At 73.2% G+C, this 15,813-nt stretch carries 14 protein-coding genes and 1 other RNA gene; 7 read left to right on the top strand and 8 right to left on the bottom strand.

Features of this window, described 5'->3' with window-relative positions; genetic code table 11:
• Positions 1 to 240: 240 nt before the first annotated feature.
• A complete protein-coding gene (locus ACFWA7_RS10130) occupies positions 241 to 918 on the bottom strand; it encodes a PhzF family phenazine biosynthesis protein (protein ID WP_385822145.1) in 678 nt (225 codons plus the stop codon).
• Positions 919 to 1,288: 370 nt separating this feature from the next.
• On the opposite strand from ACFWA7_RS10130, the gene efeO reads away from it, so the two are divergent.
• Genes efeO through ACFWA7_RS10110 form a run of 4 tightly spaced genes read left to right on the top strand, consistent with a single transcriptional unit; the run spans position 1,289 to position 5,641 of the window.
• Positions 1,289 to 2,431, top strand: coding sequence for an iron uptake system protein EfeO (efeO, locus tag ACFWA7_RS10125; protein ID WP_385537224.1), 1,143 nt, complete (start codon positions 1,289 to 1,291; stop codon positions 2,429 to 2,431).
• A gap of 34 nt (positions 2,432 to 2,465) precedes the next feature.
• A complete protein-coding gene (gene efeB / locus ACFWA7_RS10120; RefSeq protein WP_385822143.1) occupies positions 2,466 to 3,758 on the top strand; it encodes an iron uptake transporter deferrochelatase/peroxidase subunit in 1,293 nt (430 codons plus the stop codon).
• Between the two features lie 25 nt (positions 3,759 to 3,783).
• Positions 3,784 to 4,779 (top strand): iron uptake transporter permease EfeU, encoded by a 996-nt coding sequence (gene efeU, locus ACFWA7_RS10115; RefSeq protein ID WP_385822140.1) that lies wholly within the window; start codon positions 3,784 to 3,786, stop codon positions 4,777 to 4,779.
• The gene (locus tag ACFWA7_RS10110) at positions 4,667 to 5,641 is read left to right on the top strand and encodes a hypothetical protein (protein WP_385537323.1); all 975 of its coding nucleotides are present in this window, start codon (positions 4,667 to 4,669) and stop codon (positions 5,639 to 5,641) included. The genes efeU and ACFWA7_RS10110 overlap by 113 nt, the downstream gene beginning before the upstream one ends.
• 247 nt (positions 5,642 to 5,888) lie before the next feature.
• Here the strand turns inward: ACFWA7_RS10110 and ACFWA7_RS10105 are convergent, their stop codons facing one another.
• A complete protein-coding gene (locus ACFWA7_RS10105; protein ID WP_385537230.1) occupies positions 5,889 to 6,623 on the bottom strand; it encodes a bifunctional DNA primase/polymerase in 735 nt (244 codons plus the stop codon).
• A gap of 94 nt (positions 6,624 to 6,717) precedes the next feature.
• Complete coding sequence (locus ACFWA7_RS10100) at positions 6,718 to 7,314, bottom strand: TetR/AcrR family transcriptional regulator (protein ID WP_385537233.1); 597 nt, start codon at positions 7,312 to 7,314, stop codon at positions 6,718 to 6,720.
• 189 nt (positions 7,315 to 7,503) lie between these two features.
• Between ACFWA7_RS10100 and ddaH the strand changes: the two genes are divergently transcribed.
• Positions 7,504 to 8,346 (top strand): dimethylargininase, encoded by an 843-nt coding sequence (gene ddaH, locus ACFWA7_RS10095; RefSeq protein WP_385822138.1) that lies wholly within the window; start codon positions 7,504 to 7,506, stop codon positions 8,344 to 8,346.
• A 244-nt stretch (positions 8,347 to 8,590) separates the two neighbouring features.
• Here the strand turns inward: ddaH and ACFWA7_RS10090 are convergent, their stop codons facing one another.
• Both ACFWA7_RS10090 and ACFWA7_RS10085 read right to left on the bottom strand, forming a co-directional pair.
• Positions 8,591 to 9,580, bottom strand: a complete 990-nt coding sequence (locus ACFWA7_RS10090; protein ID WP_385822135.1) for a small ribosomal subunit Rsm22 family protein — start codon at positions 9,578 to 9,580, stop codon at positions 8,591 to 8,593.
• A gap of 119 nt (positions 9,581 to 9,699) precedes the next feature.
• On the bottom strand, positions 9,700 to 10,965 hold the full coding sequence (locus ACFWA7_RS10085) for a multidrug effflux MFS transporter (RefSeq protein ID WP_385822132.1): 1,266 nt from the start codon (positions 10,963 to 10,965) through the stop codon (positions 9,700 to 9,702).
• Between the two features lie 256 nt (positions 10,966 to 11,221).
• Here ACFWA7_RS10085 and ACFWA7_RS10080 point away from each other — a divergent pair, with 256 nt between their 5' ends.
• Positions 11,222 to 11,986 (top strand): SDR family oxidoreductase, encoded by a 765-nt coding sequence (locus ACFWA7_RS10080; RefSeq protein ID WP_385537246.1) that lies wholly within the window; start codon positions 11,222 to 11,224, stop codon positions 11,984 to 11,986.
• A 286-nt stretch (positions 11,987 to 12,272) separates the two neighbouring features.
• On the top strand, positions 12,273 to 13,130 hold the full coding sequence (locus ACFWA7_RS10075) for a PhzF family phenazine biosynthesis protein (protein ID WP_385822129.1): 858 nt from the start codon (positions 12,273 to 12,275) through the stop codon (positions 13,128 to 13,130).
• A gap of 15 nt (positions 13,131 to 13,145) precedes the next feature.
• Here ACFWA7_RS10075 and ACFWA7_RS10070 read toward each other — a convergent pair whose 3' ends face one another.
• The 3 genes from ACFWA7_RS10070 to ACFWA7_RS10060 all read right to left on the bottom strand — a co-directional run bounded on the left by ACFWA7_RS10070 (position 13,146) and on the right by ACFWA7_RS10060 (position 15,488).
• Entirely contained in the window at positions 13,146 to 13,469 is a 324-nt protein-coding gene (locus ACFWA7_RS10070) for a nuclear transport factor 2 family protein (RefSeq protein WP_385822125.1), read from the bottom strand.
• A 131-nt stretch (positions 13,470 to 13,600) separates the two neighbouring features.
• Positions 13,601 to 14,000: RNase P RNA component class A (rnpB, locus tag ACFWA7_RS10065), an RNA gene on the bottom strand.
• Positions 14,001 to 14,054: 54 nt separating this feature from the next.
• Positions 14,055 to 15,488: an RNB domain-containing ribonuclease gene (locus ACFWA7_RS10060; protein ID WP_385822122.1), complete on the bottom strand. Its 1,434-nt coding sequence runs from the start codon at positions 15,486 to 15,488 to the stop codon at positions 14,055 to 14,057.
• Positions 15,489 to 15,813 lie beyond the last annotated feature (325 nt).

Genomic DNA, 15,813 nt, shown 5'->3' with positions numbered 1-15,813 from the left:
CCCACGCGGCGGAGCCGCACATGCCACAGCCCCGCGCCCCCTTCGGGCCCGGTGCCCGCCTGCGGGCCGGCGGGGGCTGGTCACGCCCACGCGGCCGAGCCGCACATGCCACAGCCCCGCGCCCCCTTCGGGCCCGGTGCCCGCCTGCGGGCCGGCGGGGGCTGGTCACGCCCACGCGGCGGAGCAGCACATGCCACAGCCCCGCGCCCCTCAGAGGCCCTTCGGGCCCCCTCGGGGCCCTCAGCGCGTCAGTGTGCGCTCCAAGCTGACCCTGCCGCCCAGTTCTATCGTGCCGTCCGGGCCGGGGGCCGTCAGCAGCTGTGAGCCTTGGCCCTGGGTGATGTTCAGGGCCCGGCCCAGACCGGCCGTGAGCAGGAGGGCAGCCGCGCCCGTCGCCTCGTCCTCGTCGATGCCGTCGCCCCGGCCGGGGAACGCCCGCGCCCGGACGCGCCCGGCGGCCTCGTCCTGCCAGCCCCAGGCGTACACCCACTCCCCCGGCTCGGGCACGTCCAGGGCGTCCACCTCGGCGGCCGAGGCGTACTGCCGCAGGGTGCGCGGCGGGGCCCACTCCGGGCGGGCGGTGATCCAGGTGAACTCGCCGTCCTGGCGCGCGAAGACCTCCCCCACGGCCAGTTCCAGCACGTCGATGTCGAGCAGCCACGCCGTCCCGACCAGCGGATGACCCGCGAAGGGGAGCCGCAGGCCGGGCGTGTAGATGTCGACGGCGCCCCGCTCGGGGTCGTCCACGAACACCGTCTCGCTGAAGCCGAGCTCCTTGGCCAGCGCCTGCCGGGCCGCCTCGTCGGGCAGCGCGGAGCCCTCGCGCACCACGCCGAGGGCGTTGCCGTGGCGGCCGTCGGGGCCGCAGAAGACCCTGAGTACGTCGATGAGTACGCCGGGTACGCCGTTTTCCGTCACCCCGGCATTCAACAACACCCGCGACGGACACAGGGCCGCACATCGCGCCCCCGGAGACCGGGGTTCCGCTGGTGCTGCCCAAACGGGAGCCCTTATGGAGTCACAGGGGCGCAAAGAAGCGTGCGGGGGCGCAAGAAATCAGCCAGGCGCGAGCGTGTGAGCCCGGGGTGAAACCGATGGATCATGGTCTACGCAGCGCCGCCTGACCATTCCTTGACCCCGCCATGACTTTCCTGTGATTGGCCTGTTATCGACGGCCGCCGACGCGGATGCGGTGAGAGCTGAATCACTGACCCGATGGGTATCGGTCAGGTAAGCCTCGGTTAAGTTAGGTCCGCCTCACCCCCTGACCGAAACCAGTGGAGCCCGCATGCGAGCCGTCCGTCTCTCCGTAGTCACCGCCGCCACGGCCGTGGCGGCTCTGGCCGCCGTCACGGGCTGCTCCTCGAAGAGCGACTCCAAGAGCGCCGACGGCGCCATCCAGGTCACCGCCTCCGACGACGCCTGCAAGCTGTCGAAGACGGAGTTCGCGGCCGGCCATGTGCAGTTCGCCATCGAGAACAAGGGCTCCAAGGTCACCGAGGTCTATCTGCTCTTCCCGGACGACCGGATCGTCGCCGAGCGCGAGAACATCGGCCCGGGCCTCAAGCAGAACCTCACCGCCGAAGTGAAGGCCGGCTCGTACGAGATCGCCTGCAAGCCCGGTATGAAGGGCAACGGCATCCGCCAGAAGGTCACCGTCACCGGCGGCGGCCAGACCCCCAAGCGCGACCCGAAGCTGGACGCGGCCGTCGCCGCCTACCGCACCTACGTGCAGCAGCAGGCCGACGACACCCTGCCGAAGCTGAAGACCTTCACCGACGCCATCGCGGCCGGTGACGTCGACGGCGCCAAGAAGGCGTACGCGCCCTCGCGCATCGGCTGGGAGCGCACCGAGCCGGTCGCGGAGTCCTTCGGCGACATCGACCCGAAGACGGACGTGCGCGAGGACGGCCTGGAGAAGGGCCAGACGTGGACCGGCTGGCACCGCCTGGAGAAGGCGCTGTGGGCCGACGGCAGGATCGGTGACGAGGAGAAGAAGCTGGGCGTCCAGCTCTCCAAGGACATCGCGGACTGGCAGAAGCGCGTCGGCACCGCCGAGATCACCCCGACCTCCATGGCCAACGGCGCCAAGGAGCTCCTGGACGAGGTCGCCACCGGCAAGGTCACCGGCGAGGAAGAGCGCTACAGCCACACCGACCTGGTCGACTTCAAGGGCAACGTCGAGGGCGCCCAGAAGGCGTACGAGCTGCTCAAGCCGGTCGCCTCGAAGAACGACCCGGCGCTGACCGCCGAGCTCGACAAGCAGTTCGCGGCGATCGGGGCCCAGCTCGACAAGTACCGCGCCGACAAGAGCTCGTACGAGTTCACCTCGTACGACAAGGTCGGCGGGAGCGACCGCAAGCAGCTGTCCGACGGCGTGAACGCGCTCAGCGAGCCGCTCTCCAAGCTCGCCGCCGCCGTCGCCAAGTAACTCCGCACGCAGACAGAACAGGAGGGGATCCGCCATGAGCGACACGACCGACGCCGGCGCCGGCACCACCACCGACGCCGCGGGGGGCACCACGTCCGCTGCCCCGTCCCGCCGTTCCCTGCTCGGCTGGGGCGGTGCGGGTCTGGCGCTCGGCGCCGCCGCGGCCGGCGGTGCCGTCGCGGCGGTGCGCGGCGACGACAGCGACGCGGTGCCCGCCGCCGACACCGGCGCGGCCGTGCCGTTCTACGGCGCCCACCAGGCCGGCATCGCCACCGCGGTCCAGGACCGGCTGCACTTCGCCGCGTTCGACGTGACCACCAAGGACCGGGCCGAGCTGGTCAAGCTCCTCAAGGACTGGACGGCCGCCGCGGCGCGGATGACTGCGGGCCAGACGGTCGGCGAGGGCGCCTACGGCGGCCTCGCGGAGGCGCCGCCGGACGACACCGGCGAGGCGCTCGGCCTCAAGCCGTCCCGGCTGACCCTGACGATCGGCTTCGGCCCCTCGCTCTTCGCCAAGGGCCGCTTCGGCCTGGAGGGCAAGCGGCCGGAGGCACTGGTCGACATCGAGAAGTTCCCGCACGACAACCTCGACCCGGCGCGCAGCGACGGCGACCTGTGCGTCCAGGCGTGCGCGGACGACCCGCAGGTCGCGGTGCACGCGATCCGCAACCTGGCCCGTATCGCGATGGGCCGCGCCGCGGTGCGCTGGTCGCAGCTGGGCTTCGGCAAGACGTCGTCCACGACGCCCGACGCGCAGACGCCGCGCAACATGATGGGCTTCAAGGACGGCACCCGGAACGTCTCGGGCACCGACGCCACCGCCCTGGACAAGCACGTCTGGGTCGGCGAGAAGGACGGCTCGCCCTGGATGACCGGCGGCTCCTATCTGGTGGCCCGCCGCATCCGGATGCACATCGAGGCCTGGGACCGCACCGGTCTCCAGGAGCAGGAGGACGTCTTCGGCCGCGACAAGGGCGAGGGCGCCCCGGTCGGCAAGGCCAAGGAGCGCGACGAGCCGTTCCTGAAGGCGATGAAGCCGGACGCGCATGTGCGCCTGGCGCACCCCGACTCCAACAGCGGGGCGACGATCCTGCGCCGCGGCTACTCCTTCACTGACGGCACGGACGGCCTCGGCCGCCTGGACGCGGGCCTGTTCTTCCTCGCCTACCAGCGGGACGTCCGCAAGGGCTTCCTGCCGGTGCAGCGCAGCCTCGCGGGCCACGACGCGCTCAACGAGTACATCCAGCACGTGAGTTCGGCGATTTTCGCCGTCCCGCCGGGCATCCGCGACAAGGATGACTGGTGGGGCCGGGCACTGTTCAGCTGATCGGCCGAGGGCTGAGGGGAAACTAATGTTCGGCAATTATCTGATCGGCCTGCGCGAGGGTCTGGAAGCCAGTCTGGTCGTCTGCATCCTCGTCGCGTACCTGGTCAAGACAGGTCACCGCGAGGCGCTGCGGCCGATCTGGATCGGCGTCGGTGTCGCCGTCCTGGTCGCGCTGGGCTTCGGCGCGGGCCTGGAGTTCGGCTCGCAGGAGATGACGTTCAAGGCCCAGGAGGCGCTCGGCGGCTCGCTGTCGGTCGTCGCCGTCTGCCTGGTGACCTGGATGGTCTTCTGGATGCGGCGCACCGCGCGGTTCCTGAAGTCCGAACTCCAGGGCAAGCTGGACGCGGCGCTGCGGCTCGGCACCGGCGCCCTGGTCGCCACCGCGTTCCTGGCGGTCGGCCGGGAGGGCCTGGAGACCTCGCTGTTCGTCTGGACGTCCGTGCACGCGGCCGGCTCCGAGAACGGCAACACCGACCCGCTGATCGGCGCGCTCCTCGGGCTCGCCACCGCGGTGTTCCTGGGCTGGCTGTTCTACCGGGGCGCGCTCAAGATCAACCTGGCGAAGTTCTTCACCTGGACCGGCGCGATGCTGGTCGTGGTCGCGGCGGGCGTGCTCGCGTACGGCGTGCACGACCTCCAGGAGGCCGACTTCATCCCCGGCATCAAGAACCTGGCGTTCGACATCAGCTCCACGATCCCGCCGGACAGCTGGTACGGCACGGTCCTCAAGGGCGTCCTCAACTTCCAGCCCGACCCGACCGTCCTCCAGGTCACGGTGTGGGCGCTGTACCTCATCCCCACGCTCGCACTGTTCTTCGCCCCGGTAGGGTTCGCGAAGTCCGCCGGGAGCGCCGCTCCCGCGGCGGCGGCCAAGCAGGACGAGGGGCAGAAGGCAGTCCATGAGCAGGGTGAGTCGGCTGACGGCGGCGCTCGCGACGGTGACCGTACTGACGGTGACGGCGAGCGGCTGCGTGACGGTGCACGGCGAGCGGGAAGTAGTACCGTCGGCGACCAGGGCTGAGGCCGCACAGGCGCTCAGGGACTTCACGGAGGCGTACAACAGGGCCGACAAGGCCTTCGACCCGGCCCTCGACGCGGGCCGGGTCACCGGTCCGCTCGGTGCGGTCAACCAGGCGGGCCTCAAGGCCCGCCGCGTCACCAGCCCCGGCGGCAACCCGCAGCACGTGCCGCTGGAGCTGACGGACGCGAAGTTCGCGATACCCAGGAAGGCGGGCTGGCCGCGCTGGTTCGTGGCGGACACCGACTCCAACCGCGACAAGGACACGGGCCCGGACGACACCCGCTGGCTGCTGGTGTTCGTACGCGACGGTGTGGACGACGTCTGGAAGGTGGCCCACCTCTCGGTCCTGGCCCCCAAGGACGTCCCGGCCTTCGCGGCGGACAAGGACGGCTGGGCCGAGCCCGTACGGCCGGACGGCACCGGGCTCGCGGTGGCGCCGAAGGACCTGAGCGAGCAGTACGTGTCGTATCTGCGCACCGGCCGCCCCGAGGGCTTCGCGCCCGGCCCGCACACCACCGTGTGGCGCGCCGAGCGCAAGAAGAACGCGGTCCTGCCGGGGATGTCCACGCAGTACGTGGACCAGCCGCTGGACAGCGGCGACTTCGCCCCGCTCGCCCTGCGCACCCGGGACGGCGGCGCGCTCGCCTTCTTCGCCACGCGCCACTTCGAGCGGCAGACGGCGGCGAAGGGGGTGCGGTTGAACATCAATGCGGATGTTCGGGCGCTGATGACGGGGGAGGCCCGGTCGACCGTGACGAAGGAGCGGGTCTCTGACGACGCCGCGCTCGTCCCCCCGGCGGGGCGGGGCCCCGTGGTCGTGATCAACCGGCTTCAGGGCCTGGTCTCGGCCAAGGGCGAATAGGGTTTCGCGTTCGTCTGCGGGCCGGTGGGTGGCTGGTCGCGCCCGCGCGGCGGAGCCGCATATGTCACAGCCCCGCGCCCCTTATCGGGCCGGTGTTTGTCTGCGGGCTGTGTGGGGTTGCTCGCGCAGCTCCCCGGCGCCCCTGGAAGCGCCCCCGCGGATGCCGCGCAGCGGCATTCAAGGGGCGCGGGGAGCTGCGCGACCAGCCACAGACGGCCCGCAGACGAAAGCGCACCCCCGCAGGGGGCTACCGGCCCAGTGGCCAGGCCACAGCGTGCGCGTCCGCCACTCCGTACCTCGCGCAGGCGTCCGTCAGGGTTTCCAGGAGTGTCAGGGGGTCCGGCAGGTCGTGTTCCGGGCCTCGTACCCAGGAAACTTCGTGGTCGCCGGGGAGGCGGGCCGGGGGGACCAGGACGTAGCTGCCGCGGCAGTGCCAGCGCAGGCCCGGGTGCTCGTCCATCGTCTCGGGGTGACAGTCCAGCTCGCAGGGCCACCACTCGTCCTCGTCCTCCGGCGTGCCGCGCGTCGCCGTGAAGAAGAGCATCCGGGCCTGGTCGCCGACGCCGCCGGACGCGGCCACCGGGCCGACGTCGATGCCCTCGGCGAGCAGCCGCTCCAGGGCCTCGCGGCCCGCTTCGAGGGGCACGTCCAGTACGTCGTGGACCATGCCCGTCGCCGTGATGAAGTTCGCCTCGGGCTGGCCCAGCGCCCACCGCTCGATCTGGGCGCGGTCGGTGGTCGACTGCGTCTGCCAGGCGAACGAGACCGGATGGCGCGCCGGGGTCGGACAGCCCACGCGGTCACAGGAGCACCGGTAGCCGGCGGGGTACGCGGCCGGGGCGAGCGGAAGTTTCGCGGCGGCGGCGGCGAGCAGCAGGCCGAGGCGGTCCGCGTCGGCGCCGGGGGCGTCCTTGGGGCGCCTGCGCAGCCAGCGGGACAGCCTGCTCTGCGGACTGTCGGAACGCCCGTACTCCGCGCCCATCTATCCCCTCACCTCACCGTTGCCCCGCGAGAACCTTCCCCCATGCTCCCACCATCCTGCGCCCGGCGAGGCCGTACCCCCCAACCCGGGGCCCTCAGCGGGGGGCGAGTCCGCGCAGGGCGTATTCGACGACGGTGTCCGCGTACGCGTGGGTGAGCGGCAGGGTGCGCAGCAGCCAGCGGTGCGAAAGCGGGCCGACCAGCAGCTCCAGGGCGGTGCGCGGGTCGACGTCGGCCCGTACCTCGCCCGCGTCCTGCGCGGACCGCAGCCGGTCCACGTACAGCCGCAGCTGGGGCTCCAGGAGGTTCTGCACGAACGCGGCGCCGAGCTCCGGGTCCATGACGCCCTCCGCCGCGAGCGCCCGGTACGGCGCGTCGGTCGCGGTGTCGTTGAGCTCGTCGACGGTGGCGCGCAGCACCAGCTTGAGGTCGGCCTCCAGGTCGCCGGTGTCGGGCAGGGCCACCTCGCCCCGGACGGACTCACGGCTGAGGTCGACGAACGCTTCGAGCAGGACCGCCGCCTTCGAGGGCCACCAGCGGTAGATGGTCTGCTTGCCGACCCCGGCGCGGGCGGCGATGCCCTCGATCGTCGTCTTCGCGTACCCGGCCTCGCCGACGAGGGAGAGGGCCGCGTCGTAGATCGCGCGCCGCGAGCGCTCGCTGCGGCGGCTGGAGTCGGGTGCGTTCGCCATGACGGGATCCTAGCGCCACCGAGGCGAAACGTATCGTCTCTGTCAAGGGCGCGCGCGGGGCAACAGCGTGTGAAGCGGCGAAAAACACCCGGACGGATCACTGCGGGAACGGCGGGCAGGCCGCACCATGGGCTGACCACTACCGCAGATGCGGCGCGTGCAGCCGAAGTCGTCCGTGAGGAGCCCTCATTGCTCAGTGAGACCCGTGACCTCAGTGCACCCCGAGTCGCCAGACCCCGGCGCTATCTGATGTGCCCACCGGCACACTTCAAGGTCACGTACTCCATCAACCCCTGGATGGACCCCGCCAAGCCCGTCGACCTGCCGCTCGCCCTCGCCCAGTGGGAGGACCTGCGCGACCGCTACCGGGCGCTCGGCCACACCGTCGAGCTGCTCGAACCCCGCCCCGACCTGCCCGACATGGTCTTCGCCGCCAACGGGGCCACCGTGATCGACGGCCGGGTGCTCGGCGCCCGCTTCGCCCACCCCGAACGGGAGGCGGAGGCCGAGGCCCATCTGGACTGGTTCCGCGCCCACGGCTTCACCGAGATCCGCGAGCCTTCCCACGTCAACGAGGGCGAGGGCGACTTCGCCGTCACCGCCTCGTATCTGCTGGCCGGGCGCGGCTTCCGGTCCAGCCCGCTCTCACACGACGAGGCCCAGGAGTTCTTCGGCCGCCCGGTGATCGGGCTCGACCTCGTCGACCCGCGCTACTACCACCTGGACACGGCCCTGTGCGTGCTGGACGACTCGGCCGACGAGATCATGTACTACCCGGGCGCCTTCTCGCCCGGCAGCCGGGCCGTCCTCGCCCGGCTCTTCCCGGACGCGGTGATCGCCTCGACGGCGGATGCGGCGGCGCTCGGGCTGAACGCCGTGAGCGACGGGCATCATGTGCTGCTGCCCCAGGGCGCGTTGGGGCTCTTCTCGTCGTTGCGCGAACGCGGCTTCGAGCCGATCGGGATGGATCTGGGTGAGCTGCTCAAGGGTGGCGGCAGCGTGAAGTGCTGTACGCAGGAGCTTCGCGCTTAGCGGGTCGTTCGTCTGCGGGCCGCCGGTGGCTGGGCGCGCCCACGCGGCGGAGCCGCAAATGTCACAGCCCCGCGCCCCTGAATGCGCCCCTCCGGGGCGCCCCGAGGATGCCGCGCAGCGGCACTCAAGGGGCGCGGGGAACTGCGCGAGCAACCCAGCACAGCCCGCAGACAAACACCGGCCCGACAAGGGGCGCTGGGAACTGCGCGACCAGCCCCCCACCGGCCCGCAGACGAAAAACTGCCTACCCGGCCGGAGGCCACGTGTCGCCCCACTCCGCGTCGCGGGCCTCGCGGTACAGCGCGCCGTGGCGCTTGGTCACCGTCTCGCGGCGCAGCGCCTCCTCCGCCGTGCACAGGTCGAGCAGCACCTGCCCCTTGCGGATCTGCGGCCGCCGGACGACCCGGTTCACGGCGGGCTCGGCCGCCCCCCGCACCGCCGCGACATAGCTGAACTTCTCGTCCTCGTACGCCAGTGAACCGCCCTTGACCTGCCGGTGCAGGGAGGAGCGGCTGACCCGGGCGGAGAAGTGGCACCAGTCCGTGCCGGGCTCGATGGGGCAGGCGGCGCTGTGCGGGCAGGGCGCGGCGACGGTGAACCCGGCCCCGATCAGCCGGTCCCGGGCCTCGATGATCCGGGCGTAGCCGTCCGGGGTGCCCGGCTCGACGATGACCACGGCGCCCGTCGCGGCGCGGGCGGCGGCGTCCACCAGGGCCCGGCGGTCGTCGGCGGTGAGCTCGTTCAGTACGTACGAGACGGTGACGAGGTCGGTCTCCGGGAGGCTCAGCGCCGAGCCGATCCTGGCCCGCTCCCAGCGGATCGCGCCGAGGCTCTCGATGCCGGAGGCGTCGGCGAGTTCACGGCCGAGCGCGAGCGCGGGCTCGGCCCAGTCCAGGACCGTGGTCGCGGTGTTCCACGCCTCCGCGACCGCCCAGCTCGCCGCACCGGTGCCGCCGCCGATGTCGGTGTGGGTGGCCGGGGTCCAGTCCGGGACGGCGTCCTGGAGGGCGGCGAGGGCGGACCGTACCGCCTCGAAGGTCGCGGGCATCCGGTACGCGGCGTACGCGGCCACGTCGGAGCGGTCGCGCAGCACCGGGGCGTGGGTCTGGGTGTCTCCCCGGTAGTTGGCGATCAGCCGGTCGACGGCCTGCGCGGCCTGCGACGGCGGCAGCCCGTCGAGCAGCCCGGCGAGGGCGGAGCGCAGGGCCTGCGGGACGGGGACGTTCTCGTTCACCTGGGGATTCTACGGGCGGGACGCGGGGCGGCGGCGCCGCGCCCCGGGCGGCTCAGACCCCGGCTTCCTGCCCCTGCCAGGGGCGGGACGCGGGGCGGCGGCGCCGCGCCCCGGGCGGCTCAGACCCCGGCTTCCTGCCCCTGCCAGGGGCGGCACAGCACCAGGAAGCACAGCAGCGCGGCGACGCCCGACACCAGCTGCACCACCGCCATCGGAACGGCCGTCCCCTCCCCCGCCATCCCCACCAGCGGAGAGGCCACCGCCCCGATCAGGAACGACGACGTACCGAGCAGCGCGGACGCGGAGCCCGCCGCGTGCGGGGTGCGCATCAGGGCCTGGGCCGTGGTGTTGGGCGTGGCCATGCCCATCGCGGACATCAGCACGAACAGCCCGGCCGCGACCGGCGCGAGGCCGGGGTCACCGAACACCCCCGACACCATCACGAGCAGCGCCGCCGCCGCCAGGACGACGACGGACAGGGCGCAGACGAGCACCTTGTCGAGGCTGACCCGGCCCACCAGCAGCTTCCCGTTGATCTGCCCGGCGGCGACCAGGCCGACCGAGTTGAGCCCGAACAGCAGCGAGAAGGTCTGCGGCGAGGCCCCGTAGATCTCCTGGATCACGAACGGGGAGGCCGAGATGTACGAGAAGAGCGCGGCGAAGGCGAGCCCGCCGGCCAGCACGTACCCGGTGAAGACCCGGTCCTTGAGCAGCGAGCCCATGGTGCGCAGGGCCTCGCCGACCCCGCCCTCGTGCCGTCGCTCGGGCGGCAGCGTCTCGCCCAGGCACCGCCACACGAAGAGGGTGAGCAGCAGCCCGACGGCGGTGAGCACCACGAACACCCCGCGCCAGTCGGTCAGCCGCAGCACCTGCCCGCCGATCAGCGGCGCCACGACGGGGGCGGCGCCGGAGATCAGCATCAGGGTGGAGAAGAACCGGGCCATCTCGACGCCGTCGTACAGATCGCGCACCACCGCCCGGGCGATCACTATGCCCGCCGCGCCCGCCAGGCCCTGGAGCAGCCGGAAGGCGATGAGCAGTCCGGCGTCGGGCGCGAAGGCGCAGACGGCGGTGGCGATCACGTACACGACCATGCCGACCAGCAGCGGCCTGCGGCGACCCCACTTGTCGCTCATCGGCCCGACGACCAGCTGGCCGAGCGCCATGCCCGCCAGGCACGCGGTGAGCGTGAGCTGCACGGTGGCGGCGGGCGCGTGGAGCGCGCCGGTGACCTCGGGCAGCGCGGGCAGGTACATGTCCATGGAGAGCGGCGGGAGCGCGGTGAGCCCGCCGAGGACCAGCGTGACCAGCAGACCGGCGCGGCGGGCGGCGGCGGGGGCCGCGGCCGGTATCGGGGCCGGTGCGGTCCGGCTGGTCTCCGCCATGGTGTCTCCCGCTTCCGGCCGTACCGACCGTTGTAGTTTCAAGCATCCATGCTCTCAGCCCGGCGGGGGTGCTCGGTACCGGGTCGGGGCCGGGGGCGGGGGCGGGGCCGGGCCGGGCGCGGGGCGGGGCCGGGGCGGGGCCGGGACCGGGCGGGGCCGGGGCCGGGTCGAGGCCGGGTCGAGGCCGGGGCGGGGCCGGGGCCACATCCCGGACGGCTCCGGCCGGGGCGCGGGCGGCTCCCGTACGCTCCGGGCCATGAACGCATCCGCAGCGCGCAAGACCGCCGTCGTCACCGGCGCCGGTTCCGGCATCGGCCGCTCCGTGGCGCTCACCCTGGCCGCGGCGGGCTGGTCGGTGGCCCTGGCGGGCCGCCGGCCGGAAACCCTGGCGGAGAGCGCCGCGCTGGCGGGCCCCGAAGCCGAGGTCCTCCCCATCCGTACGGATGTGACGTCGCCGGACGAGGTGGCGGCGCTCTTCGAGGCGGTACGGGACCGGTACGGGCGGCTCGACCTGCTCTTCAACAACGCGGGCACGTTCGGGCCGGGCGGGGTCGCGGTGGAGGACCTGGCGTACGAGGCGTGGCGCCATGTCGTCGACACCAACCTCAACGGGGCGTTCCTGTGCGCACAGGCGGCGTTCCGGCAGATGAAGGAGCAGGCCCCGCAGGGCGGCCGGATCATCAACAACGGCTCGATCTCGGCGCACGTGCCGCGGCCGCACTCGGTCGCCTACACGGCGACCAAGCACGCGATGACCGGCCTGACCAAGGCACTCTCCCTGGACGGCCGCCCGTACCGGATCGCCGTGGGCCAGATCGACATCGGCAACGCGGCCACGGACATGACGGCCCGGATGAGCACGGGCGTGCCGCAGGCCAACGGGGAGCTGGCGGTGGAGCCGGTGATGGACGCGGCGGACGTGGCCCGCACGGTGCTGCACATGGCGGAACTGCCTCTGGAGGCGAACGTGCAGTTCGCGACGGTGATGGCGACGACGATGCCGTACATCGGGCGGGGCTGAGGGCTACCCCTGTCGCTGTGGGCATGCGTGCCGCCACGTGTCGCTGTGGGCATGCGTGCCGCCACGTGTCGCTGTGGGCATGCGTGCCGCCACGTGTCGCTGTGGGCATGCGTGCCGCCAGGGGCTGGGGTCCCCCTGCTCCTCAAGAGCTCGGGGGAGGGTGGGCGCGCGGCCCTCCCCCGTCCTGCCGGGCTGCGCAATCCGCTCCGGCCCCCGCCCAGCGGCGGCCCAGGCCGCCCCGAACGCGCCCGGGAATGATCACACCCCACCCGGAGTTGACCGCGACATGACCAACGTACTGCGTTACACGGCCTTCTCCTCCGACCCCGCCGGCGGCAACCCCGCCGGGGTCGTCCTGGACGCCTCCGGGCTCGACGACGCCGCCATGCTCGCGATCGCCGCGGAGCTCGGGTACAGCGAGACCGCGTTCCTGACCGCTCCCCCGGAGGGCCTCGGCGAGGAGGGGCGCGCGTTCACGATCCGGTACTTCAGCCCCAAGGCCGAGGTCTCGTTCTGCGGTCACGCGACCGTGGCGACGGCCGTGGCGCTCGGCGAGCGGATCGGCGTGGGCGACCTGGTCTTCGCGACCCCCGTCGGCACCGTCCCGGTGACCGTCACCGAGGACGGCGGCGCCCTGCGGGCCACGCTCACCAGCGTCGAGCCGCACAGCGAGGACATCGCGCCCGACGACCTCGCCGAGGCCCTGGCCGCGCTCGACTGGCCCGCCGCCGACCTCGACCCGGCCCTGCCGCCGCGCATCGCGTACGCGGGAAACCGCCACCTGGTCCTGGGCGCCGCCACCCGCGAGCGCCTGGCGGACCTCGACTACGACTTCGACCGGCTCGCCATGCTCATGCGACGACTCGACCTGACGACGGTTCAGCTGGCCTGGCGCGCGTCGGACACGGTCTTCCACGTCCGCGACCCGTTCCCGATCGGCGGGGTCGTCGAGGACCCGGCGACGGGCGCGGCCGCGGTGGCCTTCGGCGCGTACGTACGCGAACTCGGCCTGGTCCCCGAGGAGTCGGTCCTCACGCTCCACCAGGGTGAGGACATGGGCCGCCCCGGAGTCCTGACGGTGACACTGCGGGCGGGCGACGCGCGCGTACGGGTGGGCGGCGCGGGCACCCGTATCCCCGAGTGACCCGGCGGCCCCGGGCTACGCCTGCCCGGTCTCGAACCGGCTGACCTTGCCGTCCTGGACGTCGAAGCGCCAGGCGGTGCGCATCTCGCCCCAGGTGTCGTTGCGGTAGTTCGCGATCAGCGAGAGCCCGCCGTCACTTTCCTTCTCGACGTCCATGTGCCCACCCGAGGAGAAGACCTCACGTTCGGTCCACTCGGCCAGGTCCCGGTCGGACCCGTCGTCGGACATGGTGGCGTCCGGGGTGAGGGCGGCCTGGAAGGCGGCGCGGTCGTTCGCGTTGAGCGCGGCGACGAAGGCCCGGACGGTCGGGTCGCTGAGCTGGCCGACGGGGACGCTCATGGGGGGGCTCCTGCGGGTGCGGGGATACGGGACCGGGCTCGCCCGTCACGGGGCGGGCCCGCCTCCCAGCTCACCCCATCGCCACCACTCCCGCCACCGGTCGCGGCGCGGGAGGGGGAAGTGTGAAACGGCAGACGAGTCGGGCTGTACGCCGGGTTCTGTCGCCCGGTCGCCTCGCGGCGGCCGGGGAGACGGCCATCCATCTAGGACCGGTGTTGCCACCGGCCTCGTGCGGTCTACCCGCGGACTCGGGCGGGCAGCCCTCGAACGTCCGCGCAGGAGCACCGGAGTGCTCCCTCTTGACCTTGCTCCGGGTGGGGTTTACCTAGCCGCCTGAGTCACCCCAGGCGCTGGTGGTCTCTTACACCACCGTTTCACCCTTACCCAGCGCCTGAGCGCTGGGCGGTCTGTTCTCTGTGGCACTGTCCCGCGGGTTACCCCGGGTGGGCGTTACCCACCACCCTGCCCTGTGGAGCCCGGACGTTCCTCGGGAGGATCCGAGGATCCCCACGCGGCCGTCCGCCCGGCTCGTCTGCCGTGCCGACCATGCTACCTGCCGGGAGGGCGGGCCTGCCGCCGACGCCGTCAGACAGGGGCGAACTCCACTTTCGCCGTGCCCGGGTCGGCCTGGGTGAGGCGGACCCGGAGGCGTTCGCCCAGGGGGAGGGGGGTGGTGCCCCTGACGGGGGCCACCACGGCCGGGTCGGTCAAGTGGACGGTGCCGACGGCCGGTTCGTCGTCCTTGACGTCGACGACCATCGCGTCGAAGACGTCGCCGACGCGGTCCTTGAGGAGCGCCGCCTCCACCAGGTCGACGCACTCGCGCTCGACCGTGTTGGCCCTGCGGGTGCCCTCGGCCATCTCCTTGGGGAGGGCGTCGAGCCCGGCGAGCACCCAGTCGGGGATGTCGGCGGTGGCGACCGCCACGAGGCAGAGCTCACTGGCGTAACGGTCGACGAGGCGGCGCAGGGGGGCCGTGCAGTGGGTGTACTCGTCGGCGACGGCGGCGTGCACCGCGGGGTGCGGGACGTTTCCGCCGGTGAACACGGTGTACCCGGCGCCGCGCAGCAGCGTCGTGCACTCCTGGAGGAACGCGGCGTGGCGCGGGTCGCGCGGGTCGAGGGAGCGGATGACCTGGGCGTACGGGACATGGTGCGGCCAGTCGATGCCCAGCGCCTGGGCGCAGAGGCGCAGCCGGGCGACGGCGCCGTCGGGGGCGCTGGGGAGGGTGCGCAGGACGCCGGTGCCGTACGCCAGCATCAGGTCGGCGGCGGCGATGCCGGTGAGCAGGGAGATCTGGGCGTTCCAGCCGTCGGCGGGGAGGGGGGCGCGGTACTCCAGGCCGTACCGCCCGTCGCGCTCGACGACCTCCTGCTCGGGAACGTTGAGGGAGATGCCCCCGCGCGCGACCTCCTGCTGTTCGCGCAGCCGCCCGATGTCCTGGAGGAGGGCGAGGGGCGGCTCGGCGGTACCGGCGTCGATCTGCCGCTGCGCCCCGTCGTAGTCGAGCCTGGCGCGGCTGCGGACGAGGGCGCGCTCGACGTGGGTGGCGGTGGTGGCCCCGTCGGCGTCCAGGTCGATGGTCCACAGGACGGCGGGGCGGGTGCGGCCCGGGAGCAGGCTGGCGGCGTCTTCGCTGAGTACGGGCGGGTGGAGCGGGATGCGCTCGTCGGGGAAGTAGAGGGTGTTCACGCGGCGGTGGGCCTCGGTGTCCACGGGGCTGCCGGGGACGACGTGGGCGGCGACGTCGGCGATGGCGTAATGCACGCGGTACCCGCTGCCGCGTTTGGCCAGGTGCATGGCCTGGTCCAAGTCCATGGACGCGGGTGGATCGATGGTGAAGAAGGGGAGGTCGGTGGCGTCGCGGGCGGGCAGCCGGGGGTTGCCCGCGGCTCTGTCCGCCTCGGCGAGGACGTCCGGGGGGAAGCGCTCGGGGACGTCGAGGGTGGTGCGGAGGTCGCGCAGGGCGGCCCTCAGCGGGTCGGCTGCGCCGGTCATACGGAGGTGGCGGCGAGGCATGCCCCGAGCGTAGGCCGCACGCCCGGGCTCGGCCCCTTTTCGGGGGCTGGGGCCGCAGGCCCCGCCCCTCAGGGGCGCGGGGAACTGCGCGACCAGCCACAGACGCCCCGCAGACGAAAGCGGGGTGGGGCCGCAGGCCCCGTCTGGGGTGCCGGGGCGCAGCCCCGCCTGGGGGCCGGGGGCCTGGGGGGCCGGGGGCCTGGCCCCGCCCAGGGGTGCAGAGGTGCCGCCCCGCCCAGGGGCGCAGGGGGCGCAGCCCCGCCCAGGGGCGCAGGGGGCGCAGCCCCGCCCAGGGGCGCAGGGGGCGCAGCCCCGCCCAGGGGCG

The organism is Streptomyces sp. NPDC059994 (genome assembly GCF_042737755.1).
Taxonomy (GTDB): Bacteria; Actinomycetota; Actinomycetes; order Streptomycetales; family Streptomycetaceae; genus Streptomyces.
The sequence above is the reverse complement of the archived record's forward strand: the minus strand, read 5'-3'. Positions and strand labels throughout refer to the sequence as shown.